The 26403-nt window shown below is 47.6% G+C and carries 25 protein-coding genes and 1 other RNA gene; 22 read left to right on the top strand and 4 right to left on the bottom strand.

The annotated features are described in order from the left end of the window. Nucleotides 1-91: 91 nt before the first annotated feature. Nucleotides 92-2170, bottom strand: coding sequence for a transglycosylase domain-containing protein (locus ABIC22_RS09180; RefSeq protein ID WP_354480313.1), 2079 nt, complete (start codon nucleotides 2168-2170; stop codon nucleotides 92-94). A 413-nt stretch (nucleotides 2171-2583) separates the two neighbouring features. Here ABIC22_RS09180 and speE point away from each other — a divergent pair, with 413 nt between their 5' ends. Both speE and speB read left to right on the top strand, forming a co-directional pair. Beyond that, nucleotides 2584-3411: a polyamine aminopropyltransferase gene (speE, locus tag ABIC22_RS09175; protein WP_095293469.1), complete on the top strand. Its 828-nt coding sequence runs from the start codon at nucleotides 2584-2586 to the stop codon at nucleotides 3409-3411. Nucleotides 3412-3425: 14 nt separating this feature from the next. Next, nucleotides 3426-4295 carry an agmatinase gene (gene speB, locus ABIC22_RS09170; protein WP_095293470.1) on the top strand — a complete coding sequence of 290 codons (870 nt, stop codon included), beginning with the start codon at nucleotides 3426-3428 and terminating at the stop codon, nucleotides 4293-4295. A gap of 389 nt (nucleotides 4296-4684) precedes the next feature. On the opposite strand, the gene ABIC22_RS09165 is transcribed toward speB, so the two are convergent. Further along, nucleotides 4685-4816, bottom strand: coding sequence for a hypothetical protein (locus ABIC22_RS09165; RefSeq protein ID WP_260504323.1), 132 nt, complete (start codon nucleotides 4814-4816; stop codon nucleotides 4685-4687). Between the two features lie 615 nt (nucleotides 4817-5431). Between ABIC22_RS09165 and ABIC22_RS09160 the strand changes: the two genes are divergently transcribed. From ABIC22_RS09160 to argS, 6 genes are all read left to right on the top strand, one after another. Next, nucleotides 5432-5896 (top strand): beta propeller repeat protein, encoded by a 465-nt coding sequence (locus tag ABIC22_RS09160; RefSeq protein WP_354480308.1) that lies wholly within the window; start codon nucleotides 5432-5434, stop codon nucleotides 5894-5896. Beyond that, a complete protein-coding gene (locus ABIC22_RS09155; RefSeq protein WP_354480304.1) occupies nucleotides 5877-6623 on the top strand; it encodes a beta propeller repeat protein in 747 nt (248 codons plus the stop codon). The genes ABIC22_RS09160 and ABIC22_RS09155 overlap by 20 nt, the downstream gene beginning before the upstream one ends. 217 nt (nucleotides 6624-6840) lie before the next feature. Beyond that, entirely contained in the window at nucleotides 6841-8322 is a 1482-nt protein-coding gene (locus ABIC22_RS09150) for an alpha-N-arabinofuranosidase (RefSeq protein WP_174818740.1), read from the top strand. A 4-nt stretch (nucleotides 8323-8326) separates the two neighbouring features. Then, nucleotides 8327-8626, top strand: coding sequence for a DUF6171 family protein (locus ABIC22_RS09145; RefSeq protein WP_127541123.1), 300 nt, complete (start codon nucleotides 8327-8329; stop codon nucleotides 8624-8626). Between the two features lie 260 nt (nucleotides 8627-8886). After that, a complete protein-coding gene (locus ABIC22_RS09140; RefSeq protein ID WP_095293474.1) occupies nucleotides 8887-9312 on the top strand; it encodes a YwiB family protein in 426 nt (141 codons plus the stop codon). Further along, a complete protein-coding gene (gene argS, locus ABIC22_RS09135) occupies nucleotides 9309-10988 on the top strand; it encodes an arginine--tRNA ligase (RefSeq protein WP_127541121.1) in 1680 nt (559 codons plus the stop codon). The genes ABIC22_RS09140 and argS overlap by 4 nt, the downstream gene beginning before the upstream one ends. Here argS and ABIC22_RS09130 read toward each other — a convergent pair. Both ABIC22_RS09130 and ABIC22_RS09125 read right to left on the bottom strand, forming a co-directional pair. After that, nucleotides 10936-11205: a hypothetical protein gene (locus ABIC22_RS09130; protein WP_354480299.1), complete on the bottom strand. Its 270-nt coding sequence runs from the start codon at nucleotides 11203-11205 to the stop codon at nucleotides 10936-10938. The genes argS and ABIC22_RS09130 overlap by 53 nt on opposite strands. Then, nucleotides 11205-12359 (bottom strand): S8 family peptidase, encoded by a 1155-nt coding sequence (locus ABIC22_RS09125; RefSeq protein WP_354480296.1) that lies wholly within the window; start codon nucleotides 12357-12359, stop codon nucleotides 11205-11207. Before ABIC22_RS09125 ends, ABIC22_RS09130 begins: the two co-directional genes overlap by 1 nt. A gap of 427 nt (nucleotides 12360-12786) precedes the next feature. Between ABIC22_RS09125 and rpoE the strand changes: the two genes are divergently transcribed. The 14 genes from rpoE (at nucleotide 12787) to ABIC22_RS09055 (ending at nucleotide 26192) form a co-directional block, all read left to right on the top strand. Continuing rightward, the gene (gene rpoE, locus ABIC22_RS09120; protein ID WP_354480293.1) at nucleotides 12787-13359 is read left to right on the top strand and encodes a DNA-directed RNA polymerase subunit delta; all 573 of its coding nucleotides are present in this window, start codon (nucleotides 12787-12789) and stop codon (nucleotides 13357-13359) included. A 490-nt stretch (nucleotides 13360-13849) separates the two neighbouring features. Next, nucleotides 13850-15454 carry a CTP synthase gene (locus tag ABIC22_RS09115; RefSeq protein WP_095293479.1) on the top strand — a complete coding sequence of 535 codons (1605 nt, stop codon included), beginning with the start codon at nucleotides 13850-13852 and terminating at the stop codon, nucleotides 15452-15454. A gap of 253 nt (nucleotides 15455-15707) precedes the next feature. Next, nucleotides 15708-16094 carry a response regulator gene (locus ABIC22_RS09110; RefSeq protein ID WP_095293480.1) on the top strand — a complete coding sequence of 129 codons (387 nt, stop codon included), beginning with the start codon at nucleotides 15708-15710 and terminating at the stop codon, nucleotides 16092-16094. A 259-nt stretch (nucleotides 16095-16353) separates the two neighbouring features. Continuing rightward, entirely contained in the window at nucleotides 16354-17208 is an 855-nt protein-coding gene (gene fba / locus ABIC22_RS09105) for a class II fructose-1,6-bisphosphate aldolase (RefSeq protein ID WP_095293481.1), read from the top strand. Between the two features lie 147 nt (nucleotides 17209-17355). After that, nucleotides 17356-18609 carry a UDP-N-acetylglucosamine 1-carboxyvinyltransferase gene (locus ABIC22_RS09100; RefSeq protein ID WP_154896988.1) on the top strand — a complete coding sequence of 418 codons (1254 nt, stop codon included), beginning with the start codon at nucleotides 17356-17358 and terminating at the stop codon, nucleotides 18607-18609. 471 nt (nucleotides 18610-19080) lie between these two features. Beyond that, complete coding sequence (gene rho, locus ABIC22_RS09095) at nucleotides 19081-20403, top strand: transcription termination factor Rho (protein ID WP_095293483.1); 1323 nt, start codon at nucleotides 19081-19083, stop codon at nucleotides 20401-20403. Nucleotides 20404-20498: 95 nt separating this feature from the next. After that, nucleotides 20499-21773 (top strand): radical SAM family protein, encoded by a 1275-nt coding sequence (locus tag ABIC22_RS09090; RefSeq protein WP_095293484.1) that lies wholly within the window; start codon nucleotides 20499-20501, stop codon nucleotides 21771-21773. Nucleotides 21774-21876: 103 nt separating this feature from the next. Next, nucleotides 21877-22074: a 50S ribosomal protein L31 gene (rpmE, locus tag ABIC22_RS09085; RefSeq protein WP_095293485.1), complete on the top strand. Its 198-nt coding sequence runs from the start codon at nucleotides 21877-21879 to the stop codon at nucleotides 22072-22074. Nucleotides 22075-22212: 138 nt separating this feature from the next. Beyond that, an RNA gene (gene ffs / locus ABIC22_RS09080) (signal recognition particle sRNA large type) lies at nucleotides 22213-22480 on the top strand. A 175-nt stretch (nucleotides 22481-22655) separates the two neighbouring features. Continuing rightward, the gene (gene dnaX, locus ABIC22_RS09075; RefSeq protein WP_354480286.1) at nucleotides 22656-24410 is read left to right on the top strand and encodes a DNA polymerase III subunit gamma/tau; all 1755 of its coding nucleotides are present in this window, start codon (nucleotides 22656-22658) and stop codon (nucleotides 24408-24410) included. Nucleotides 24411-24463: 53 nt separating this feature from the next. Continuing rightward, a complete protein-coding gene (locus tag ABIC22_RS09070) occupies nucleotides 24464-24775 on the top strand; it encodes a YbaB/EbfC family nucleoid-associated protein (RefSeq protein WP_095293487.1) in 312 nt (103 codons plus the stop codon). A 34-nt stretch (nucleotides 24776-24809) separates the two neighbouring features. After that, entirely contained in the window at nucleotides 24810-25409 is a 600-nt protein-coding gene (gene recR, locus ABIC22_RS09065; protein ID WP_127541111.1) for a recombination mediator RecR, read from the top strand. A gap of 256 nt (nucleotides 25410-25665) precedes the next feature. Then, entirely contained in the window at nucleotides 25666-25893 is a 228-nt protein-coding gene (locus tag ABIC22_RS09060; protein WP_127541158.1) for a DUF2508 family protein, read from the top strand. Between the two features lie 29 nt (nucleotides 25894-25922). Next, nucleotides 25923-26192, top strand: a complete 270-nt coding sequence (locus ABIC22_RS09055) for a pro-sigmaK processing inhibitor BofA family protein (protein ID WP_354480281.1) — start codon at nucleotides 25923-25925, stop codon at nucleotides 26190-26192. Nucleotides 26193-26403 lie beyond the last annotated feature (211 nt).

Here is a 26403-nt window from a genome sequence, read left to right as displayed (position 1 = left end):
ATCGGTTCGGGGCTTTTGCTTTACTTGACCTCCAGAAAGAACCTGAAGCCGGTCAATCACAGTGACGCAATTAAGTCATTACGTAGTTGCGTCATTCTACCCACCAACGTTTAAAGTCTCTCCACCACGAATGCTTTTCTTCCTGGATTCCTTCTTGATTCTGTACCTCACGATCTCCTTCATTCTTTTTGGGATCCGTATTCTCCGTTGCCCCGCTGCAGGTTTCTGTCGGTTCAGTACCGTCAATGAAAACCTCAAGCCGTTTCTCTTCACAGCCATTACCCGCCAGTTTTCCGGACTCGGGATCAATATACACACTAACCACATGATCGGGAACAGGGAAGATCTTAGGCGGCACACTTGCAAGTGCCTGTTCTGTAAATTGGGCAAACATCGGTGCTGCGCGGCGTCCATCCGACGTGGAGATGGCTTTGCCCTGATCATAACCGACCCATACTGCGGTGGAGAGTTCGGGGGTGAAGCCAACCATCCAGGCATCCGTATTGGTCGTGCCGGTTTTGCCTGCTACCGGGCGCTTAATCGTTGTAGCTACCCGATTCCCTGTACCACCATTTTCGAACACACTTTCCATTAAACGTGTTAGTACATATGCGGCGGCGGGTTCTACCACATTTTCGGCCTTGGTTTGTGGTGCTTCATAGATTACACGTCCTGCTGCATCCGTCACCTGCAGAATGGCGACAGGAGGCATCCGTTGTCCGCCTGCAGCGATGACGGAGAAGGCCGAAGCCATTTCCAGTGGGCTCACGGGTGAGGTGCCCAAGGCGAGAGAAGGGACAGCACTAAGATTGCTTGTAATCCCCAGATTTTTGGCCATATCCACGACCTGCTCAGGCCCGATCTGCATAATTGTATTGACCGCATAGATATTGTCCGAAGCGGCAATTGCCTGCCTTAGATCAATTTCCCCCAGATACTTGTCGCCGAAATTGCCAGGTTTATAGGTCTTGCGATCATTGTCATAGTGAAACAGGGTTGGTTCGCTATTGAAGATAGAGGCGCTTGTCAGCTCTTTGGACTCCAGTGCAGCCAGATACATAATAGGCTTAAATGCAGATCCTGGCTGGCGTGTCGTCGCCAGAACATGGTTGATCTGATTGTTCCGGTAGTTTTTGCCGCCTACCATAGCCTTGATATAGCCTGTACGAGGGTCTATGGACACGAGAGCTGTCTCCAGTTCACTGCTCGGATCCATGCCTTTGGCTACAGCGTCTTCAGCTGCTTTTTGCACACGCAGATCCAGAGTGGTGTATATATTTAGTCCTCCATGGTCCAGCATTGCTTCACTAATGCCCAGCTCCTTGACCGCAAGGCTGCGAATGTAATCCCGGAAATAAGGCGCGCTTTCTACTGTTTTCCGTTCACTCTCCGGTTTAAAAGACAGCATTTCCTCATAAGCCTTGTCCGCTTCGGCTTTTGTTATCTTGCCGATATCAACCATGGCGGCCAGTACGATTTTCTGCCGATCCTTCGCGTTCTTCATATGGTTATATGGAGAATAGTAGGTGGGGCCTTTTGGAATGCCTGCGAGCATGGCGCTTTCCGCCAAATCGAGCTGTTTGGCTGATTTGCCGAAATACATGCGCGAAGCTGCCTCGATTCCGTAGGCACCATGACCATAATAGATTTCATTGAGATACATTTGTAGAATTTCATCTTTGCTGTACTTCATTTCAAGCTGTGCCGTGTACATGGCCTCTTTGGCCTTGCGAGTCCAGGTCTTCTCATGGGAAAGATATAGATTTCGCGCAAGCTGTTGTGTGAGGGTGCTGGCACCTTGGGACATTTCCATATGCTGCAGGTTAACGAGCACGGCCCGTCCCACCCCTTGAATGTCAAAACCATAATGGTCATAGAATTTGCGATCCTCGACAGCCAGAGTGGCACTGACCAGGTCTTTTGAGATGTCTTGAAGCTGCACAGGTACGGAATCCTTGCCGCCTGCAGAGAAGGTGGCAATGACTTCGCCTTGGCTATCCAGCAGCCTTGAGTTGCGATCCGAATCAGCTAGGGGTAGGCTGGTCGCATATAGATAGACCAATCCTGCAATCGTTGCAATAACGCCGAGAACAGTGAGCAGAGAGAGGCTTTTGATCCATTTTAATAAACGGAACCCGCGTTTGCGGGTTTTCTGGCGATGTTGAGTCATGGAACGGGCTCCTTTCTTCTTTTCTTCCCAGTATGGGATTTCATGGACAGGGATATTCAGTCTGCCGCGGAACAGTTTAAAATGTAGCATTTCTGCAGAAAAAACCGTTTTGCAGGATAAACATCTATCGCGTATAATGCAAAAGGGTAATGAAAAGTAGCAGTTCGGCACAACATACAAAAAGGCACAGAAAGACGAACAGCACCAATTGTCATTGATTCGTTGATCGGTCAGACGCTTAGCACGCTGTGGTCAATTTAATCTATATAATGAAGTGAACGCGGACCTTTCCCGCAGCCAGCAACCCTAATGCTTTGGCGCCGAACGCTGGGCGTGCTTGTGCGAACCGGGCGGCGTGCAGCGCCATGCTTGATATGGCTGATCAATAACTTTACGGAAAGAAGGTAGAGATCATGGAATTGTGGTTCACGGAGAAACAGACCCCGGCATTCGGGATTACCGCGAAGATTAAGCAGACATATGTAAGCGAGAAGACGGACTTTCAGGACTTGGCCATGGTAGAAACCGAGGAATTCGGTAACATGCTGCTGCTTGACGGTATGGTGATGACAACTGTGAAAGACGAGTTCGTATATCACGAGATGGCGGCTCACCCTGCCTTGAACACTCACCCAAATCCGAAAAAAGTTTTGGTTGTAGGTGGTGGTGACGGCGGCGTTATCCGTGAAGTCATCAAACACGCTGCAGTAGAAAAAGCAGTTCTCGTCGAAATCGACGGCAAAGTTATTGAGTATTCCAAAAAATATTTGCCTGAAATTGCCGGTAAACTGGACGAGCCTAATGTTGAAGTGCTCGTGAATGACGGCTATATGCATATTATTGAACATAAAAATGAGTACGATGTAATCATCGTGGATTCCACGGAGCCTGTAGGTCCTGCTGCACCACTGTTTGAGCGTGGTTTTTATCAAGGGATCCATGAAGCACTGAAAGAGGATGGCATCTTTGTTGCACAAACCGACAACCCTTGGTTCAAAGCAGACCTGATTCAAAAGGTAAACAAGGATGTGAAAGAAATCTTCCCCATTGTACATGTATACGGCTGTAACATTCCAACGTACCCAAGCGGTCTGTGGACATTCACAATGGGCAGCAAGAAACATGATCCACTTCAAGTGGATGAGACTCAAATTCCAGAGATGGACACCAAATATTACTCACCACGTTTGCATAAGGCAGCCTTTGTACTTCCAAAATTCGTGGAAGACTTAACGAAATAAAGGGGAAATCATTAATGAAATTGGATCAAGCTTATTCTGGTAACGTATTTATTTGTAGTTCCGAGGATTATGAGAATTCCAAAGCGGTCATCTACGGAATGCCAATGGACTATACTGTCAGCTTCCGTCCGGGTTCCCGGTTCGGTCCTTCTCATATTCGCCAAGCTTCGGTTGGACTTGAAGAATACAGCCCGTACCTCGACAAGAGTATTGTCGATATGACCTACTTTGACGCTGGAGATCTGCTCTTGCCTTTCGGTAACGCAGGACGCAGCCTTGAAGTGATCAACGAGTATATCGGCAGCCTGCTGGCTGATGACAAATTCCCGATCGGTCTTGGCGGGGAGCATCTGGTCACTTGGCCAGTGATCCAACAAATGTACAAGAAATATCCGGACCTCATCCTGATTCATATTGATGCACATGCAGACCTTCGTGAAAGCTATGAAGGTGAGCCGTTGTCCCACTCGACGCCAGTACGCAAAGCAGCTGAGCTGATGGGCGGCAAAAATATTTATCAATTCGGAATCCGTTCCGGCTCCCGTGAAGAGTTCCAGTATGGCAGGGAGAACATTAACTTCTACCCGTTTGAAGTCGCAGCTCCAATGAAGGAAGCTCTTCCTAAAATGGGCAATCGTCCAGTGTATGTGACCATTGATATCGATGTGCTTGATCCATCGGCTGCTCCAGGAACAGGTACAGCGGAAGCGGGCGGCATCACGTCCAAAGAGCTGCTTGAAGCCGTCCACATGATTGCCGGATCGGATGTGAATGTAGTTGGCTGTGACCTGGTTGAGGTAGCGCCAATCTATGATCCAACACAACAGACACAGATTGTAGCTGCTAAGCTGATCCGTGAGATGCTGCTTGGCTTCGTGAAGTAATAACCTGAATAATGGTTAGAACATAACACCCTCTTTCTGCGCGGGTTCAATTTTGCGTAGGGGAGGGTGTTTTCATTATCAGGACACTTGTAAAGGATGCTCCACCATCCTGTTTTAGCGAGTGGAATATTTGATTGGGTGGGGTTCACTTCATTGAACCTCGGCCCACGACTATGTTATACTGGCTACAACGTAATAGGTAATATATCAAATTATTGATGTACTACATCAGGGAAGTATATGGTGGTCTGGTTCGGCCATACACTATAAAAAGAGTCCTTGTCGTTGGTAGCGACAAAGACTCTGAGGACCAGAAAGGCTGTGGACTGCCACGGCGTGCATTAAACTTAATAGCTTAGTTCAAGCGAAACCCACCGTCAGGCTCCAACCTATGAGGTGGGTTTTCGCTTGTTACGAAACTTTTTACGCAACCAACGGTATAGCCTTCGTACACTCAGTACCAGACTGAGAATCGCAGCAATCCACCGGATCACATCAAGCAACGCCACAAGCTTGACCATCGACGTCACCCCCTCTCGGGAAGCTGCGCCGTGGTTATGAAAACATCCACCGTAATTCAGAGTCCTTAACATCAATTATAGCACGTATGTTCGCATGACTCTACCATTTATTGCATACCATGAATGCCTCGCTCTTCAAGAACAATTTAACGAGTGGGGTGAATCTATTAATGATGTATAATATTGGATATAGTGAAAGGTGGATGTCTATGCAAGCGATTCTGGCTCACTTGAGTATGGTTCCAAAGTGGTTTAGCTCCGTTCTTGTGATATTTATAATCAATCTTATATTCATGATGACGGTATTTTTTAATCTGACCTGGCTGTTGTGTAACCTGGCAATGCTTTTTGCAGCGTATAGTATTCGGGAATTCAGATACAACAAATTGAATTTTGGATTATGTCTGTTTCTTAGTATCAGTTTTGTTATTATTGCGATGAAGACATATCCCCTTTAATTTAGATTATCCATACGTTTACGAACGACCGCCCTTATCTACAAGATACCAATCGTAGGTGAAGGTGGCTTTTTTATTGCAGTAATGTCATTGGTGATAGACCAATTGTTACCTTAGAACGTGCAAATTCGGGTAAAACATAGAAGGAGGTGTCGCGATGACAATAAAGAGTGCGATCACATGGAAACGGATTGGGACATTGGCATTATCCTTAACGCTGGCTTGGGGATTGGGGCCAGTATATGCACAGTCCGGTGTAAGTGCTGCTGCAGCCTCATCCACTTGTGGAAGTGGAGATCATGGATTGTCTGCTACATTGAAGAAAGGCAGCGGTGTAGAAGACCAGCATCTGCAGTTTACAGACATTGATTTCCTGAACAACACAACGGGTCGTGCTGCTGGGGAGGGGTTCCTGATTGGCACCTCGAATGCGGGTTGTACATGGCAATCCATCTATACTGGACAATGGCAGTTCATGCAGATCGATTTTCCGAATAACGTAAATGGATTTGCCTTAGCGCAAATGATGAATTCTGCCAAGACGTATCTTATTCGCACGACAGATGGGGGATCACACTGGAACCGACTTGATACCCCCTGGCATGCAGTTCAAGCGAATTGACTTTAAAAATAAAAACGAAGGTTACGGCTACACCTATAATGGCGCGTATCGGACACAAGACGGCGGATCAAGCTGGATTAAAATCCATACCCCCGCAAATACGAGATCGGTGGCTTTCGCTACAAATAAACAAGGCTATGCTGTACAAGTTGTACCGGGCTTGGGATATCAGCTACTCCGGACAACAGATGGGGGGAAGAACTGGACAACCTCTCTCAAAGTCGCTTCGGCTACATGGAATGGGGCAGATCTATATGCAAACGGGAAGCAGGTATGGGCTGTCCTGTATGGTGATGCAGGCATGTCTCAACAATCATATTCCCTATATGCAAGCGGGAATGAAGGCAGAAGCTGGAGGCAGGTTTTTGCTCAGTCGACAGCAGGCGGAGGCCCTGCACCGGGTGGCAGCAATATCGGGAAAGGAAAAGGCCCGGCAGACCCAGGGGGCCATCCTGGGAATATGTCGCTAATCGGCGACCAGGCTGCTTATCTCTCAGGTGGATCTCCTGCTGCTGGTAAAGTGGGTATTGGGCGTTCGTATGATGCAGGTTCCACGTGGGAAAATATCGATCTGAAGGATCTGGGTTATAGCTCGCGGATCTCATTCCCATCAGCCCAAACAGGCTGGCTCGTTGTAACAAGTGACAACTCACCTGCCGTCTATCAAACGACAGATGGGGGAACTTCTTGGGTACAAAAAATGTTGTTACCTTCAGAGCGGGATTAAATGGCGCTTTAATTTGAAGTAACAATCAACCAAATTCATTAGTGGAAACGAAAAAAAACCATTTCGTAGCTCTATGTTCATTCTGCCCAATAAACAAGCCCTTTCCAGAGGAATTATGCTGGTAAAGGGCTTGTTTTTGTAAAAATAAAAACGGTTGAAACCTGTTTGAAAACAAGTTATTGTAAGCGATAACAACACATTTTGGGAGGTTGAAATCATGGTTGGGGTTACTTTAAAGGCAAATTCAGATCAAGGATTAATAAATCGCAATATATACGGTCACTTTTCTGAACATTTGGGACGTTGTATTTACGAAGGGATTTGGGTAGGGGAAGATTCACCTATTCCGAATACGGAAGGGATACGCAATGACGTGCTGGCGGCACTGCAGAAGCTGAATATTCCGGTACTTCGCTGGCCGGGTGGTTGTTTTGCTGATGAATATCACTGGAAGGATGGCGTAGGTCCAAAAAGTGAACGCGCACGCATGATTAATACGAACTGGGGCGGCGTGGAAGAGAATAACCATTTTGGAACACATGAATTCCTAAGATTATGTGAGCTGTTAGGGACAGAACCATATATCAGTGGCAATGTGGGTAGCGGAACCGTCCATGAAATGCAGCAGTGGGTCGAATACATTACGTTTGACGGGGAATCTCCCATGGCCAACTGGCGCAAGGATAATGGTAGGGATAAGCCATGGAAACTGACTTACTTTGGTGTGGGTAATGAAAACTGGGGATGTGGAGGTAACATGCGTGCCGAGTATTACGCGGATGAGTATCGTCGGTATGCTACATATGTACGTAATTATTCTGATAATCAGATCTATAAGATTGCCTGCGGGCCCAACGAGGACAATTACCACTGGACAGAAGTATTGATGCGTGAAGCGGGACAGCACATGAACGGCTTAAGCCTTCATTATTATACATTGCCGACGGGAGTGTGGAATGATAAGGGCGAATCTACCGGATTTGATGATCAAGCATGGTTCCAGACCCTGAAGCGTACATTGCGCATGGAAGAATTGATCGTGAAGCATTCCGAGATTATGGATAAATATGACCCGGATGGCAAGGTGGGACTTATTATTGATGAATGGGGAACCTGGTACAACGTCGAGCCAGGGACGAATCCGGGATTCCTGTATCAGCAAAACACAATGCGGGATGCGCTGGTGGCTGGCATTAACCTGAACCTGTTCAATCGCTACAATAAACGAGTGCAAATGGCCAATTTGGCACAGATCGTTAACGTACTGCAGGCTCTGGTCCTGACAGAAGGCGAGCGTATGCTGCTCACCCCAACATATCATGTGTTTGATATGTATCAGGTTCATATGGATGCACAGCGGTTGGAGCTGAACTATGAGAGCCCTGGATATACTCTTGGTGAAGATACCATTCCTCAGCTTAGCTTGTCCGCTTCCCGCAGTAAGGACGGCGTGATTCATGTAACGGCATGCAATCTCAGTCACACAGATGAACTGGAAGTGGTATGCCAGCTTGAAGCTGCAGAATCTTCTTCCGTCTCTGGTCGAATTCTGCATCATGCCGATTTTGGTGCATTCAATACATTTGAAGATCCGAACAAGGTTGAGCCAACGGATTGGAAGGGTGTTACCCTGGTTAATCAGGAATTGCGTTTTGTTCTGCCTCCTGCATCTGTAGGGGTACTTGCAATCCAGGAGTAATGCGATGAGCACATCTGATTCAAATCATTTTGGGGCTAAGCAGGAGTCATGTAAGGGATGCAGTGATCAGCATGCTGTCAACATCAGTGATTCCAAAATGGCCCGATTGGTGGAGATTGCATCGCGTTCACGCCCTGTCGTTCAGGACGAGGAATATAAGAGGCGATTATCCACCTGTGCAGACTGCCCAGGACTGCAATATGGCACTACCTGCCGCTATTGCGGCTGTCTGGTCCAGGTTCGTGCCAAGCTGGTAGAATCGATCTGCCCGTTCCCTTATGAATCCAGGTGGTCGAACCTTTAACGTTTGATTTCATTATAATGTAACAAAGCAGAGCTGCACTTTTAGGGTGTAGCTCTGCTTTTTTTGATGATATGGGACAAAAACTCTGAATTTGGATTTGAATTGAGCGGGTGAACTGGATATAGTTATACAGTAGAGTGTAGGATAGAGAGCTATCCGGTCATATTAGCGCGTATAGCGGTACTCGAATTCGGGAAGGGCTGTTCTCACCGGTCCTGCCCGATTTTGCGCCGCCTCGAATATATTGGAGGTTAACATTCATGTCGAACATGCGACCGGTTCAGATCCGGCTGCACAGCCGTTATGAAGGCGAAGATGTGCTGCAGGAAATGAAGGGTGAAGCCGTGTTGAAGGGTTCTGTGCTCTACGTTCGTTACGAAGAGCCGCAGGCTGGACCTGAGGGCGGTATTACTCGAACAACATTGAAGCTTGGTGGACAATCCCTCAAGATTATACGCCATGGTGAGGTGGAATCGGAGCAAACGTTTGAAATGAATCGCAAGCTCCCAGGTTTTTACCGATCACCTTACATGTCATTTACCCTGTCCACGCATACACATAAGCTGGACCTTTCCATACAGGGATTGAGCGCACGCGCAGCGTGGAGCTATGACTTTTACCGCTTTGACGAAGAAGCCGGACATTTTGAGATCAGTTTGCACATACAGGAGGAACCAATTTCATGACACGTAATCCACTAGATACGATTAACGAACGGGTAAGTACCGCGATCGGCAATGCTGTTGTTGCTGCCGGCCTCGTTACGCAAGAGGAACTGCCAGCCATCACACTTGAAGTGCCGCGTGACAAGTCGCACGGGGATTTGGCGACCAATGCAGCCATGCAGCTGACCAAGATTGCCAAGCGCAATCCACGCCAGATTGCAGAAGAGATCATTGCGAATCTGAACCTTGTGGAAGCTGGAATCGAGAAGGCAGAGATTGCCGGACCAGGATTTATCAACTTCAAATTGGACAAGAGCTACCTTTACCCGGTGCTTGAACTTGTTCATGAACAAGGTGAGAACTACGGACGGATCAATGTCGGCGAAGGGCGCAAGGTCGAGATGGAGTTTGTCAGTGCGAACCCGACAGGCAGCTTGCATCTGGGACATGCCCGTGGAGCGGCTGTGGGTGATGCGCTCTGCAACATCCTTGATTATGCCGGGTATGACGTAACACGTGAATACTACATTAATGATGCGGGTAACCAGGTGTTTAACCTGGCACGTTCCATTGAAGCGCGTTATTTGCAGGAGCTCGGTCAGGATGCCGAGATGCCGGAAGATGGTTACCACGGCGAGGATATCAAAGGATTTGCCAAGGAGCTGGTAGCCGAAAAGGGAGACAGCTTGCTGTCGATGCATCCAGGTGATCGTGCTGCCTATTTCCGTGACTATGGTCTGGAGAAAGAGCTCGATAAAATCAAGCGCGACCTGAATCGCTTCCGCGTTAACTTCGACATCTGGTTCAGCGAAACTTCTCTGTACGATAATGGGGAAGTGCTTCGTGTCCTTGACGAATTGCGTGATCGTGACGAAATTTACGAAAAAGACGGAGCAACTTGGCTGAAAACCATGCAATATGGTGACGACAAAGAACGTGTATTGATCAAAAACGATGGCACATACACGTACCTGACGCCGGATATTGCATATCACCGTGACAAGTACTCCCGTGGATATGACACGATGATCAACATTTGGGGAGCTGACCACCATGGATATATTCCACGGATGAAAGCAGCAATGCAGGCACTGGGTAATGACCCATCCAAGCTGGTGGTATTGATTGCACAGATGGTGAGCTTGTTCCAGAACGGCGAAAAAGTGAAGATGTCGAAGCGTACCGGTAAAGCGGTAACGATGGAAGATCTGATGGATGAAGTGGGTATTGATGCGATCCGCTACTTCTTCACGATGCGCAGCATGGATTCCCATCTGGACTTTGATATGGATCTCGCGATTTCGACGTCCAATGAGAACCCGGTATTCTATGTACAATATGCACATGCCCGCGTATGCAGCGTATACCGTCAGGCTGAAGAGCAGGGTATTGAGCTGCTTCCGCTGGCACAGATTGACCTGTCCAAGCTGAATACGGAACATGAATTCGATCTTCTTCGCAAAATGGGCGAGCTGCCTGAAGAGATTGCCGCAGCAGCTACCGGATATGCGCCTCATCGCATGATCCGTTATGTATATGAGCTGGCTTCATTGTTCCACAGCTACTATCGTGCTGAACGCGTCATTACCGAAGACGCGGGTCAAACCCAAGCGCGTCTGGCGCTGATCGGTGCTGTTCGCACCGTCATCGCGACAGCGCTCCGTCTGGTAGGCGTATCCGCACCAGACAAAATGTAAACCGTAAGGCCAAGCACCGCAGCAGCGGCTTGGCCCATGGCAAAAAGTCTCCATGCATCACACCTGCTATGCAGCGTGGACATGGAGACTTTTTTGCTGTGCCCGGTGCTCCATCCCGCCAAGGCTTGGCGGACCAGCCGGGCACCGAGCCAGCCAGCCTGCCAAAGGCTGCTGCTGGCAAGACCCCAGGGGCAGCGGCAATACGCAGCTGCCCCATCACCCGCCGCCCTCCTGCATCAGCCGGAGTGCGTCAATCTCGCCACCGCGCACTTTGCTCTTCGCGGTGGTGGACTTGCGTGCGCGCAGCGGAACGGTTGCGCGCTTGACCAGCGTCTTGATCTCGCTGGGCGAGAGACCCGGATGCTTCGCGAGCAGCAGCGCAATAGCGCCGCTCACATGGGACGTAGCCATGGATGTGCCACTCATCTCATGGTGCTTGCCCTGCACCCAGGAAGAGATGATCTTGTCGCCAGGGGCATAGACATCCACATATGCGCCGCGGTTGCTGAAAGACGCAATCCGCCGATTTTTGTCGGTGGCTCCCACCGAAATGGTCTGCGGATAACGTGCAGGATAATCGATGCTGCGGCGTTTGCCGTCATTTCCTGACGAAGCGACAATGACGATGCCAGCCTGATGTGCACGGTTAACCACATCAAGGAGTGCCTTGCTGCGAGTTTTCATACCGAAGCTCATATTGATAATATCGACCCGGTTACGCACACACCAATCGATGCCCAGTACAATGTCAGAGACATAGGCGGAACCATTATGGTCAAATGCCTTGACCGGATAGATCAGGGAACGCGGAGCCACACCGATCATGCCTTCCGTGCTATTCGCTGCGGCGATGGTTCCGGCAATATGGGTACCATGACCGTTGTCGTCATGAGGAAGCAGACTGCGGTTTAACAGGTTGATCCCGCGAGCCAGGGAGTACCTGAGATCAGGGTGGTGATAATCGGCACCTGTATCGATCACGCCGATTTTGATCCGGTGTCCTGTGGAGACGGACCATACTTTCGGTGCACGAATCTGCTTCACTCCCCATGGAACCCCTTGAGCTGTGGCCGGCTTGTTGTGAAGTGCTGTTGCATGAAGGGAGATTTGCATATCTTCCTCTACAGTAATCTCATCACGGTATGGATCCAGAACCTCCGGACAATGGATCGGAGCGATAATGGAGCGGGCCAGCCGTGAGGATCGTACCATGCTAAGATGAGTATGCTCATTCCGCATCCGCGAGAGCTCAAGCAGACAGGCTTCATACTGTCCAGGTTTGGCGAACCGGATCAGATATCGCCCTGCCTGTTCCGGTTCAGGACGTTGCATTCCTTCAACTAATTGATGCAAAAAACCAGTATAGTCCATTATGGGCTGCCCCCTTCGGGATGAACATGCTGAGGTATTCTATGAATGCGTTCATCCCGCCGCATGGGGAACTTGCCCTTTTTTTACAAAAAGACGTTCTCTCCGTGTCAAAACGGGCGCAGGGACATATGATGGATGGAGGGCTAGAGGGCTCTTGCGGGGACCCTGGCGAGGAGCGATCCTTCAGGGGTATACAGTCAGAAGGCGGAGGGGACTCCGTCTTTTTCATTTTTCGCTAACTTTTACAGAATCGACATATTTGCAAACGAGAAGCACAGCACCTTGAATTTATATCAAATGCCTACATAAAAACTTGCTTTTTACCGCTAAATAGGTTTTACTTAGGTTTGTTAATGGATATGTTATACGTAACAGTCCAGCTCGTAGGGATATAAAGTGAATTATGTGTGAGAGGAAGTGTCTGTCAGTGAGTACCTCGCTCAATTTGAAAATTGATAAAGAGAAGGTAAGAGAAATTCCTTTGGTTGACCTTGCCTTTATGGTGCTGAAAGCGGCCAATACGCCGTACTACTACCGTGATTTGATGAATGAGGTAGCGAAACAGCGCGGAATGACTGATGAAGAAATCAACGAGTTTATCGCCCAGCTATATACCGAGATCAATATCGATGGCCGTTTTGCCTGCGTCGGTACAAGTCTTTGGGGATTGAAACGCTGGTATCCAGTAGGTGGAACAGAAGACTCCATGACGGGTGCGAAGCGTCCGCGCATCATCAACGATGAAGACGATGATCTGGAAGATGAGGACTTTGGCGAAGAGGAAGACAGCTACAACAGCGACGAAGACTTCGACAATGCCAATGACGATCAAGATGATGATGACGATGATGACGATGACGATGACGACATCTTTGATGAAGATGACAGCGATGAAGAAGTTCTTGTAGAAGATGATGATTTGGAAGACGAAGACCTCGATGAAGACGATGAAGATGAGTCCGAAGACGAGGATGATTTTGACGACGATTCCGATAAGTAACCGTCATTTTTGACGTCGATAATTTACCCGTTTTCCCCAGATAGTCAGCCTTGACAGCGAACGGGGTAACGGGTAAACTATTGCATGGGCTTATGAATGAGCGAGAATATATTTATGTTTTTTATAAAAAGTGCCCCGTCCTGCGGGAGTACTTTTTTTTGTATTTTTAGAGGCTGAATATTGCAAAATGATTGATTTCCGCACGCTCCCGGCCAAACATCCGTGGCCCATTTTTTGTATATAAAAAAACGTCGACAAGAGATGGGTTGATGCCATCTTGGGGACAGGCATGGATGTTTGGCTTTCGGAAAATTTGCACCATTCTTAGCTGCAGAACAAGGTTTACACACGGTCTTCGCACAAAAGAGCAGTACGCAGATGCAGGGAATTTCTGCCATTGCTCTTTTTAACGATGATTACCTGGGAAACGGGTTACGATAACACCATATATCGCCTGAATTTCTGCATTTATATTAGGAGGGTAATAACAGTGACAAAGTATATTTTCGTGACGGGCGGAGTTGTGTCCTCCCTGGGTAAAGGGATCACGGCTGCCTCGTTGGGCAGACTGCTGAAAAACAGAGGTCTCAAGGTAACCATTCAAAAATTTGATCCATACATCAACATCGACCCGGGAACAATGAGTCCTTATCAGCACGGTGAGGTTTTTGTAACGGATGATGGCGCGGAAACGGATTTGGACCTTGGTCACTATGAACGTTTTATCGATATCAACCTCTCCAAAAACAGCAACGTCACGACGGGTAAAGTGTATTCCTCCGTTATTAGCAAAGAGCGGCGCGGAGAATACCTCGGCGGCACGGTACAAGTTATTCCGCACATTACGAACGAGATCAAGGAGCGTGTATTCCGCGCTGGACGTGAAGCAGGTTCGGATGTTGTTATTACAGAGATCGGCGGAACTGTAGGCGATATCGAGAGCTTGCCTTTCCTGGAAGCTATTCGTCAGATCAAGAGTGATGTTGGCCGTGACAACGTAATGTATATCCATGTAACGCTGATTCCTTACATCAAGGCAGCTGGTGAAGTGAAAACCAAACCAACCCAGCACAGCGTGAAAGAATTGCGCAGTATCGGTATTCAACCAAATGTGATTGTATGCCGTACAGAGTACGAGCTGTCCAAAGACATGAAAGCCAAAATCGCTCTCTTCTGTGACATTGATGAAAATGCCGTAGTTGAATGTCGCGATGCAAGCACGTTGTATGAAGTACCTTTGAACCTGCGTGAAGAAGGTTTGGATGAAATCGTGGTAAATCACCTGAAGCTGACCACTCCTGCACCGGATATGAGCGAGTGGGAAGGGCTGGTTGACCGCATCAGCAAATTGCAGCGTACCGTTGAGATTGCCATTGTTGGTAAATATGTAGCACTGCACGATGCTTATTTGAGTGTTGTTGAATCCCTGTCTCATGCAGGATTTGCATCCAATGCAGATGTGAAGATTCGCTGGATCCATTCCGAAGATATTACAGACGAGAACGTAGGCGACCTGCTGCATGGTGTTGGCGGTATCCTTGTTCCGGGTGGTTTCGGAGATCGTGGTATCGAAGGTAAAGTGTCAGCGATCCGTTATGCCCGTGAGAAAAACATTCCATTCTTCGGTATTTGCCTGGGTATGCAGGTTTCCGTAATCGAATATGCACGTTCCATTGTGGGTCTGAATGGTGCGAACAGCTCCGAGATTAACCCGGCTACCGAATTCCCGGTAATCGACCTGCTGCCAGAACAAAAAGATATCGAAAATCTGGGTGGTACAATGCGTCTGGGTCTATATCCTTGTAAGCTGCAAGAAGGTTCTTTGGCTATGGCATGTTATGATGACGAGTTGGTATATGAGAGACACCGTCACCGGTATGAGTTTAACAATGAGTACCGTGAAGCGATTGAAAAAGCAGGTCTGGTCATCTCCGGTACATCTCCGGATGGCCGTCTGGTTGAGATCGTGGAACTTCCGGGACACCCATGGTTCCTGGCTGTACAATTCCATCCGGAATTTACATCCCGTCCGAACCGTCCACAGCCATTGTTCCGTGAATTCGTAAAAGCTTCTTTGGAAAATGCAGAAAAATAATATTGAGTTTACCCTATAATGTAGAGGGGTGTTTGCCGATTGGCCTGTGTTTGCAGGCTGGTGCGGTGAGCACCTCTTTTTTTTATTTCGGCAATAGCTTCCGTGCAAGTGTGACACGGATAAAATGTTTGCTGTAATTTGTCCGTGGGGCAGGATTTTAATGGGGAGGGTAGAATACTTATCATGACGACTATGGGATAGTTATCCAGATTCGGAGAAATACATGCTTTCCTAAAATCCAGGAGGTTACAGAGTGGAAAATAAAAAAGTGTTAATCGTTGATGACCAGAACGGGATTCGAATCCTCTTAATGGAAGTATTCAGCAGTGAAGGATATAACACATTCCAGGCTCCCAATGGCAAGATCGCTCTGGAAATTGTGAATACAGATAAACCTGATCTAGTGTTGCTCGATATGAAGATTCCAGGCATGGATGGCCTTGAAATTTTGAAGCATATTAAGGAAATTGATCCGGATATCAAAGTTATCATGATGACAGCTTATGGCGAACTGGACATGATTAAGGAAGCTACTGATCTCGGTGCACTTATGCATTTCACGAAGCCGTTCGATATTGATGAAATGCGCGTGGCCGTCAACATGCAGCTTCGCAATGATACGGCGAATAGGTGCAGCTGAATCCTGTGAATACAGGATTTTTTTGTCTGTGCTCTATAGGGCATGTACTTCTTGGGGGCAATGGGTATTTCGACCAATTAACGAGGGAATATTGGAAATGGGAGCGGCTTCATGCGGTGTCTATGAAAACTGTGCTGCAAAGCACAGCATTTTTGCAAATGCTTGTTTAGTATTTGACATGGGATGTGGTATAATAAGCCCGTATGTGATTTCGGCTAAAAACCATAGACACAACCCAAACCCTAGGAGGATTGAAACCATGCCATTAGTTTCTATGACAAACATGTTGAACAAAGCACTTGAAGGAAAATATGCAGTTGGTCAATACAACATCAATAACCTTGAGTGGACTCAAGCGATTCTTGCAGCTGCAGAAGAAGAGAAATCTCCTGTAATCCTTGGTGTATCCGAAGGTGCAGCACGTCACATGGGTGGCTTCTACACAGTAGTTAAAATGGTAGAAGGACTTATTCATGACATGAAAATCACCGTTGAAGTTGCGATTCACCTGGACCACGGTTCCAGCTTTGATAAATGTAAAGAAGCAATCGATGCCGGATTCACTTCCGTTATGATCGACGGTTCCCACCACTCCATCGACGAGAACATTGAAATGACGAAAAAAGTCGTTGAATATGCACACGCTAAAGGCGTTTCCGTTGAAGCTGAAGTAGGTACTGTTGGCGGCCAGGAAGATGACGTTATCGGCGGCATCCAATACGCTGACCTGAACGAGTGTATCCGTATCGTCAAAGAAACAGGTATCGACACATTGGCACCAGCTCTGGGTTCCGTACACGGTCCTTACCAAGGCGAGCCAAACCTCGGCTTCAAAGAAATGGAAGAAGTTCGTGATGCGGTACAAGTTCCACTCGTATTGCACGGTGGTACAGGTATTCCTAAACATGACATCGATAAAGCCATTTCCCTGGGTACTTCCAAAATTAACGTAAACACGGAGAACCAAATTTCGTTCACAAAAGCGGTTCGTGAAGTGCTTGCAGCTAAACCAGATGCTTACGATCCACGTACGTTCATCGTACCAGGCCGTGAAGCAATCAAAGAAACCGTTAAAGGTAAAATCCGCGAGTTTGGTTCCAACAACAAAGCGTAATTTATCTTTACCAGTTCCATACTGTGAAGTGGAAAGAACACCGCCTAGCCGGTGTCTTTCCATTTTCACACCTTATTTCACGTAGGGAGCCATCAGCACGTCATGCCGTTCATCGGCTGCAAAACACGTAGGGGGACATTAAGCTTTATGGAAAAATTGATGATTAGTGGCGGACGTCCGTTACAGGGGACTGTAACCATAAGCGGCGCCAAGAACAGCGCCATTGCGCTTATTCCTGCAGCATTGCTTGCCGAATCAGAGGTCGTGCTGGATAACCTGCCGCTTTTGAGTGATGTGGCGGTTTATGCGGAAATTTTGGAGGAACTTGGAGCTCGTGTATTTTGGGAAGGCAGTCAGATGAAGATCGATCCTTCCGATATCAAATCTATACCTATGCCGAATGGTCCCGTGAAGAAGCTGCGTGCTTCGTATTATATGATGGGGGCATTGCTTGGAAGATTCAAAGAAGCAACAATTGGTTTGCCTGGAGGCTGTAACTTTGAGCCTCGTCCGATTGACCAACACATCAAAGGTTTTGAAGCGCTTGGCGCAACGGTAACGAACGAACATGGATCCATCCATCTGCATGCCAAAGAGCTGCGTGGAGCTAAGATTTACCTGGATGTAAGCAGTGTAGGTGCAACCATTAATATTATGCTGGCGGCAACACGTGCCAAAGGCTCTACAATTATTGAAAACGCGGCTAAAGAGCCTGAGATAATAGATGTAGCAACACTTTTGAATTCAATGGGTGCCAGCATCAAGGGTGCGGGTACTGAAACGATTCGTATTGAAGGCGTGTCGGAGCTCAAAGGCTGCCGACATTCCATTATCCCGGACCGCATACAGGCGGGTACGTATATGATTGCCGCAGCGGCAACGCGCGGTAATGTTTTGATCGACAATGTCATTCCCAAACATCTGGAGGCGTTAACTGCCAAATTGCTGGAGATGGGTGTGGGCATTGAAGAGTTTGATGAGAGTATTCGTGTCATTGGACAACCTTCCTATAGTCATGTGGATGTTAAGGCACTGGTATACCCGGGATTCCCAACTGACTTGCAGTCTCCGATGACAAGTGTATTAACTCAAGCGACAGGCGTAAGTGTCCTGAGCGATTTTGTATACAGCAATCGATTTAAGCATGTGCCAGAACTGGTGCGTATGGGTGCCAAGATTCGAGTGGAAGGTCGTTCAGCCATCATTGAAGGCGGTGCACTGAATGCGGCCAAAGTAAAAGCATCGGATCTTCGTGCCGGAGCAGCGCTGGTCATTGCCGGTCTGACGGTTAAAGAAGGTGTGACTGAAGTGACAGGCGTCGAGTTTATTGATCGTGGCTACGACCACCTTGTCACCAACCTGCGTCTTCTTGGTGCAGATGTGTGGCGTGAAACGGAATAGCGTAAGTTACCATATTGCAAGATTGGTGACTTGACGTTATTATTTTGACAGAACTGCATAACCTTACAACAATTGGGTAAACCTATTCTAATAGAGTTCTCAGCCTCTCCGGGATAAGATGAAATGGTTTTTGTTTCCTTAACCGGAGGGTCTTTTTTTGGATCGAATATCATATGGCTGTATGAACTGACATCATTCCTTTTCCCCAAACCCCGATTTGTCTGTGCTCCATGACTGGGTACCCGGATCGAAAGCCTCGTGAATTATATGTTCACTTACAAGTGTGTAACACTGTATCATGGTCATCCCACCCGGAAACTTACACTCAACGACAAGTATTTGCATTATAACGGTTACATTCCGTACAATGGACAGAAGAGAACGCAGCTGATTTGTGTTGTTCTCCCTTAGCCGATCATCAAGCGAAACTATCCATTTCACGGACTTATTAATTGAATAGGTGGTTATTATATGGATCTACAAATTTCCGATTTGGAAGAAATGAAACTAACGGACCTCTACAAACTGGCCAAAAAATATCAGATTCCCTACTATGGCACACTGAAGAAGAAAGAATTGATTTTTGCCATACTACGAGCTCAGGCTGAACAGAGCGGTTTGATGTTTATGCAAGGTGTGCTTGAGATCCTTCCGGAAGGTTACGGTTTTCTCCGCCCGATTAACTACCTGCCTAGCACCGAAGACATTTATATATCGGCCTCGCAGATTCGTAAGTTCGATCTTAGAACGGGTGACCTCGTATCTGGTAAATGTAGAACGCCGAAGGAAAACGAGAGATATTTCGGTTTGCTGCAAGTCAATGCGGTAAACGGTGAGAATCCTTCAGCTGCTGCGGAAAGACTTCACTTCCCGGCATTAACCCCATTGTATCCGCAGAAAAAGCTGGTTCTCGAAACATCCCCCAACCATTTGTCTACACGCATTATGGATGTGCTGGCTCCTGTAGGTTTGGGACAGCGCGGATTGATCGTAGCACCTCCCAAAGCAGGTAAGACGCTTCTCCTCAAAGAAATTGCCAACAGCATTTCAACCAACAATCCAGAAATTGAACTGTTTGTCCTGTTGATTGATGAACGTCCGGAGGAAGTCACGGATATGTCTCGTTCGGTAAAAGGGGAAGTTGTGGCTTCTACATTCGATGAGCTGCCTGAGAATCATATCAAGGTTGCGGAACTGGTGCTGGAACGTGCTCTGCGTCTGGTTGAGGCGAAAAAAGATGTAGTTATTTTGCTGGACAGCATTACGCGTCTTGCTCGTGCATATAACCTGGTTATCCCACCATCCGGACGGACGCTTAGTGGGGGTATTGACCCTGCAGCATTCCATCGCCCAAAACGTTTCTTTGGATCAGCGCGGAATGTGGAAGAGGGTGGAAGCCTGACTATTCTGGCAACAGCGTTAATCGATACGGGATCTCGTATGGATGACATTATCTATGAAGAATTTAAAGGTACGGGCAATATGGAGCTTCATCTGGACCGCAAACTGGCAGAACGCCGTATCTTCCCAGCCATCGATATTCGCCGTTCGGGTACACGCCGAGAAGAAGTGCTGCTAAGCAAGGAAGAGCTTGATACCATCTGGACCATTCGTAAAAATATGAATGACTCCCATGATTTTGTGGAAAGCTTCCTGAAAAAACTGCGCAACAGCAAAACGAATGCAGAATTTTTGGCTGCGTTTGATGCAGCGGGCAACAATACAAGCAATTCGGGGACCACAACGACTCGGCGTTCGCCGAGACAGACGGCTACCTCGGCAACAACAACTTAAAAAGTACTTTTACGCATTCGAATTTGGCAGTTCTGCTGCTGGATTTACCATAAACTCGTCGTTCGGTTTAACCCATTAGATGTGAGGAGAACATCATGTATTTAGTATACGCAGATGAAAAAGGAAATGTATTTGATCACCCATCCCTGTATGGGCTTGCCCGTAGTGGAGATATGATCGTTGAAATTATGGAGGATGAACTCATTCCTCTACCAGAGGGTGCAACTCTGGTTGGATTACCAAGCACTCGTCCCATTGGGATGGATCCAGACACTGGCGAGATGATGCCTCTTCCGAGTGATACACAGGCGGTCGGGGCTTTGCTCCCGCAAGGGTTTACTCGGCTGTGTTTGCCGGGTTATGTGAAAACGGATAAAGAGTATAAGCTTCCTTTGTTCGGGTACTCCGCAGTTGTATGGAAAGATGATGCATTCTACGTTACAGCCCGGATGTCCGATCATCCAGATCAGTGGAATCCGCTGAACTGTGACCGTGATGATGTACGTGCTGGAGTTACGCGGATGACTGAAAAGTATCCTGAGAATCGTCTGTATACCCATTTGTCTAACTGTGCACTTGGATATGAATGTCTGACATCGTCAAATACGTTCCTGAATCGTTGGGAAGGTGGAGTTCCGGTATCGTACTCCTGTAACGCAGGCTGCTTCGGGTGTATTTCTGAACAACCAGATGACAGTGGCTTTGTTTCCCCGCAGACCCGAATGAATTTTCGGCCTCGTGTGGACGAAATTGTTGAGGTTATGCTGGAACATCTGAAAACACCAGAGTCCATTATCAGCTTTGGACAGGGATGTGAAGGTGAGCCATCAACTCAGGCTAAGTTGATTATTGAGGCCATCCGTGAGGTGCGTTCCATTACGGATATGGGATATATCAACATTAACACCAACGCTGGTTTGAATGATCATATTCGGGGCATCGTGGATGCAGGGCTGGATTTGATGCGTGTCAGTACGATTAGTGCACTGGATGACCACTATAATGCGTATTACAAACCACGGGGTTATACACTTGCTAACGTGGAGAAGTCAATGAAGTATGCGGCTCAACAAGGTGTGTACACATCGATTAACTATTTGATCTTCCCGGGTGTCACGGATCGGGAAGAGGAAATTGAAGCCATGATTGAGTTTGCCCGGAGAACAGACCTGCGCTTAATTCAAATGCGGAATCTGAACATTGACCCGGAGAGTTATCTGGAACTTATCCCTCCAGCTCAAGGTGATATTCTCGGAATGAAGCAAATGATTGAGATCTTCGAAGAAGAGCTGCCTGATGTCGTTATTGGCTCGTATACACATGTTCCTCCAGCTGGGATGGCGCGTCCGAAACGACTCATCACCTCTTGATAATATTCGATTGCAACACGCATGAGGCCGTGTTATAATCTCTGAAGTTGTGCCATTTACTCTGGGTCCGCTTGAGGCTCAGGGCGGAAAGAGGTGAAAGGTAATGAAAGAAGCAATTCATCCTAAATACACGATCGGTCAAGTAACCTGCGCTTGCGGTAACACTTTTGAGACTGGTTCAGTTAAAGAAGGACTTCGTGTAGAGATTTGCTCCGCTTGCCACCCGTTCTTCACCGGTAAACAGAAGTTTATCGATGCTGGCGGCCGTGTCGATCGTTTCAAGAAAAAATACGGAATCTAATTCAGCAATTCCCTGTGAATTGTCTGCTAATTGCATCCAAGCCACCCCTGCCTATTGGCAGGGGTTTTTATATAGGGATAAAGGTTCCAGTTCACGCCTGGTTGCAATTTGGATAAGCTTACGTTATACTATTTCTTACCGTGCTAGATGGGGAGGTAGCGGTGCCCTGTAACTCGCAATCCGCTATAGCGAGGTTGAATTCCTGCTAGAGGTTTTGTCGATGTGAGGTTTGGTCCCTGAACGTGGTGTTGACGGTTGGGTCCTCCGCAATGAGTACTCATGAACCTGGTCAGGTCCGGAAGGAAGCAGCCATAAGTGAGATCACTCTTGTGCCGGAGGGTTGCCTAGCCTGAGCTGTTGTTCAGGGGTGCCACTTGGATCGCAATTATCGATAGCAGGTGCACGGCTTACCATTTGAAATTGTAGAGACCTTTGCAGTTGTATGTATGCAGAGGTCTTTTTGATATGTACAAAAAAACTACGCATCATGGGTCAGATAAAGTTTGGAATCACCCTGGAATATAGTATAATGGGGGAACGACAAAGGACTCGAATGCGAAGTGGAAGGAAGGTAACGCAACATGGAGCATATCGCGTTATACCGGGCTTGGCGTCCCCAGTCGTTTCAAGATATGGTGGGACAACAGCATATTATTCAGACCTTGCAGAACGCGATTCGTGAACAGCGGACTTCCCATGCCTACTTGTTTAACGGGCCCAGAGGAACGGGGAAGACCAGTGCCGCCAAGATTTTGGCCAAAGCTGTAAACTGCGAGCGCGGACCTGCGCCTGAGCCTTGTAACGAATGTGAAGCTTGCCGCAGGATCACGGCCGGTTCGGTAATGGATGTGCAGGAGATTGATGCTGCATCCAACCGGGGTGTTGAGGAGATCCGCGATCTTCGTGAAAAGGTTAAATATGCCCCGACGGAAGTCCGGCAGAAAGTCTATATTATTGATGAAGTGCACATGTTAACGACAGAGGCGTTTAACGCTTTGCTCAAAACATTGGAGGAGCCTCCTCCGCATGTCATGTTTATTTTGGCAACAACCGAACCACACCGCCTTCCGGCCACAATTATCTCCAGGTGTCAGCGATTCGATTTCCGCCGGGTTTCCCTGGAGGAGCAGACGGCAAGACTTACGCTGATCTGCGAACAGGAGGGTATGGAGGCTGATCAGGATGCGCTCCAATACATCGCTCGTCTGTCGGACGGGGGAATGCGGGATGCGCTCAGTGTTCTGGATCAGATCTCTTCTTTCACCGATGGAAGAGTAACATATCAGCAGGTTATGGATATGACCGGAGGAATTCCTTCAGAGCAATTTGCCAAGCTTGCCGCTTCACTGCTTAAAGGTGATGTCGGACATATTTTGCAGATGATCGAAGGATTTATGCATGAAGGCAAGAGTGCAGATAAATGTATGGAAAACTTGCTGTATTACTTCCGTGATTTACTTATGATCAAGATGGTACCGGATGCTGATAAACTGACAGACCGGGTGCTTAACCCCGAGTCTTTCCGTGATATGGCAGAATCCTTCACGAAGGAACAGCTGTTCCAGATGATTGATACACTTAACCGATACCAGAGTGAGATGAAATATGCAGTACAGCCGCAAACGTTATTTGAAGTGGCTCTGCTCAAGCTGTGCAGTATACCTGCGCAGGGAAAGGTATCGAATCAAGCCGCTGTGTCAGCAGGAGCGACGGCGTCCTCACAAGCTGACAGCGGCGAAATTAACCGCTTGAAACAACAGCTTGCTGAGCTGGAGAAGAAGCTGGATCGTGCACTGAAAAGTGGCCTCTCTGGTGGAGAGGCTGCACCAAGCAGTCCTTCGCGACCGGCAACTCGTGCTCCCGTATCCAGGGGGAATTCTCCGGCGAAGCTACCTGCACAGCTGGATCAATACGTGGCGCGCAAGGGATCTCCAGAATTCGTGGAGATCAGCAGAAAGTGGAGTCAAATCCTGCAGCGTGTTAAAGAAGAGAAGGTTACGGTCCATGCCTGGTTTATGGATGGTGAGCCTGTATCTATGCTGGAAGACAATGTATTGGTTGCTTTCAAAAACAACATTCACCGTGAAACGACAGAGAAGCAGGCTAATCGTGAAGTGATTGAGCGCGTGCTATCTGAACAGCTTGGGCGTTCAGCTCGTCTGGTGACGATGATGCTTAAGGACTGGACGGGAGCCATGGAAGGAGCTGCTGAAGCGCCAAAGGAGGACTTTAAGCTTGAACCTGAGCATGAAGACGGCGGGTCAGGCAGCAAGCAACCTTGGATTGATGAAGCCATCCAGCTCTTCGGTGAAGATCTTGTAGTGATCAAGGAATAGATGTACCTAGCGCAAGCGCGCATCATTAACTATAACAAAGGAGATGAACAATCATGAACAACATGAACCAAATGATGAAGCAAGTGAAGAAAATGCAGGAGCAAATGCTGAAGGCACAAGAGGAACTGGCAGACAAAACGGTTCAAGGTACTTCGGGTGGCGGTGTAGTGACTGCTGAGGTTAACGGACACAAGAAATTGCTGTCCATTACCATTAAACCTGAAGCGGTAGATCCGGAAGATGTAGAAATGCTTCAGGATCTCGTTATGACTGCTGTAAATGATGCGATGAGCAAAGCTGATGAAATTGCTAACCAGGATATGGGCAAATTCACAGGCGGCATGAAAATTCCGGGATTGTTTTAATTAAAATTGATCCTGTCAAAGGAGACACAATCGATTGTATTATCCCGAACCGATAGCGAAACTTATTGATGCTTTTACCCGTTTGCCGGGTATTGGCCCCAAGACAGCTGCGAGATTAGCTTTTCATGTGCTTAACATGAAGGAAGATGATGTTATTGATTTTGCCAAGGCGCTTGTTAGTGTGAAGCGTAACCTTCATTATTGCTCGGTATGCTGTAATATCACAGATACCGATCCATGCCGCATTTGTCAGGATAAGTCCCGGGATGGTTCTGTCATTTGTGTGGTTCAAGATTCCAAGGACCTTGTTGCGATGGAGCGTACCAAAGAATTTGATGGATACTATCATGTGCTGCAAGGTGCGATCTCTCCAATGGAGGGAATCGGCCCTGATGATATTCGGCTGAAAGAGCTGTTGACCCGGCTGAGTGATGAACGTGTGCAAGAATTGATTCTGGCAACGAATCCGAATATTGAGGGTGAGGCGACGGCGATGTATATTTCCCGTTTGGTTCGTCCGTTCGAGATTACAGTGACCCGGATAGCCCATGGACTGCCTGTAGGTGGGGACTTAGAGTATGCAGATGAAGTGACACTATCGAAAGCGCTGGAAGGCCGCAGAGAGATCCGATAAGCGTGTATGTGCGATTAAGTGGAACATGGCTTGGTAAAGAGTGAAATAGTTGAAGATATGAATGGATTCATCCAGAGAGCCGAGAGGCTCTCTTTTTTTGTTGGCGAGAACGAAGTACCGCGGAGAAATTTGTGGCTCATAGTTCTAAGTTTGTCCTTCCCTTGATAAGTATGAGAATATGCTGTGCTGAATCAAAGGGGGAGAGCTTATGTTTTTCTGGAAAAATGCAGGACGGGCAGTGGAGAAACGCACCCAAATGCAGAAGGAGCAGGAAGAAGAACAGATCTACTTGGAGATTGAAAAGGCAAAAGCGGAGTGGGAGCGTGCGGTAAGGCAGTTTGAAGAAGCGCAGGGGGAAGATGAAATTGATTATGCTATATATGTTCTGGAAGCAGCAGAGCGTAAGTACCAGATTCATCTGAAGCGGGCGAAACGGGCAGGGATGAAGAAGTCGGCTGTAATGGATCGGGGCATGAGTGTGTGATGAAAGAATAAGACAGGGAGGTGCTTAATATGAAAAGTTTGATTCTAGGAAGCGTGCTTGTGGCTTCATTACTGGCGCTTGTGATCATATTGTTCAGAAAGCGAATCGGATTGTCGTGGGTAACATCATTTGGGATACATCTGGCTTTGGCTGCGATCGGGATCTATGTTGTCAATTATTCCGGTTGGATTACGGGTGCCTACATACCTCTGAATCCTGCTACAATCGGTACAGTAAGTATTTTGGGCCTGCCAGGAGTGGGGCTTTTGCTGGGGTTGAAAATTACTTTGTTTGGGTAGTTGACTCAGTGCAGAGAATTATGGTACATTATATCTCGTTGCTTTGCTTGCTTGGTCGAGAAAATTTGAAAATAAAACAAAGGTCACTAAGAGCTTTGAAAATAAACTTCAAAAAAGTGCTTGACGAAAACAAACGAAGTATGGTATATTATAAAAGTCGCCGCTGAGAGAAAATAGTGACGACAACGAATGAATGTTTGATCTTTGAAAA

The organism is Paenibacillus sp. PvP094, assembly GCF_040546835.1.
GTDB classification, from domain to species: Bacteria; Bacillota; Bacilli; order Paenibacillales; family Paenibacillaceae; genus Paenibacillus; species Paenibacillus illinoisensis.
Note: the sequence above shows the minus strand (reverse complement) of the source record. Positions and strands in the feature narration are given on the sequence as shown.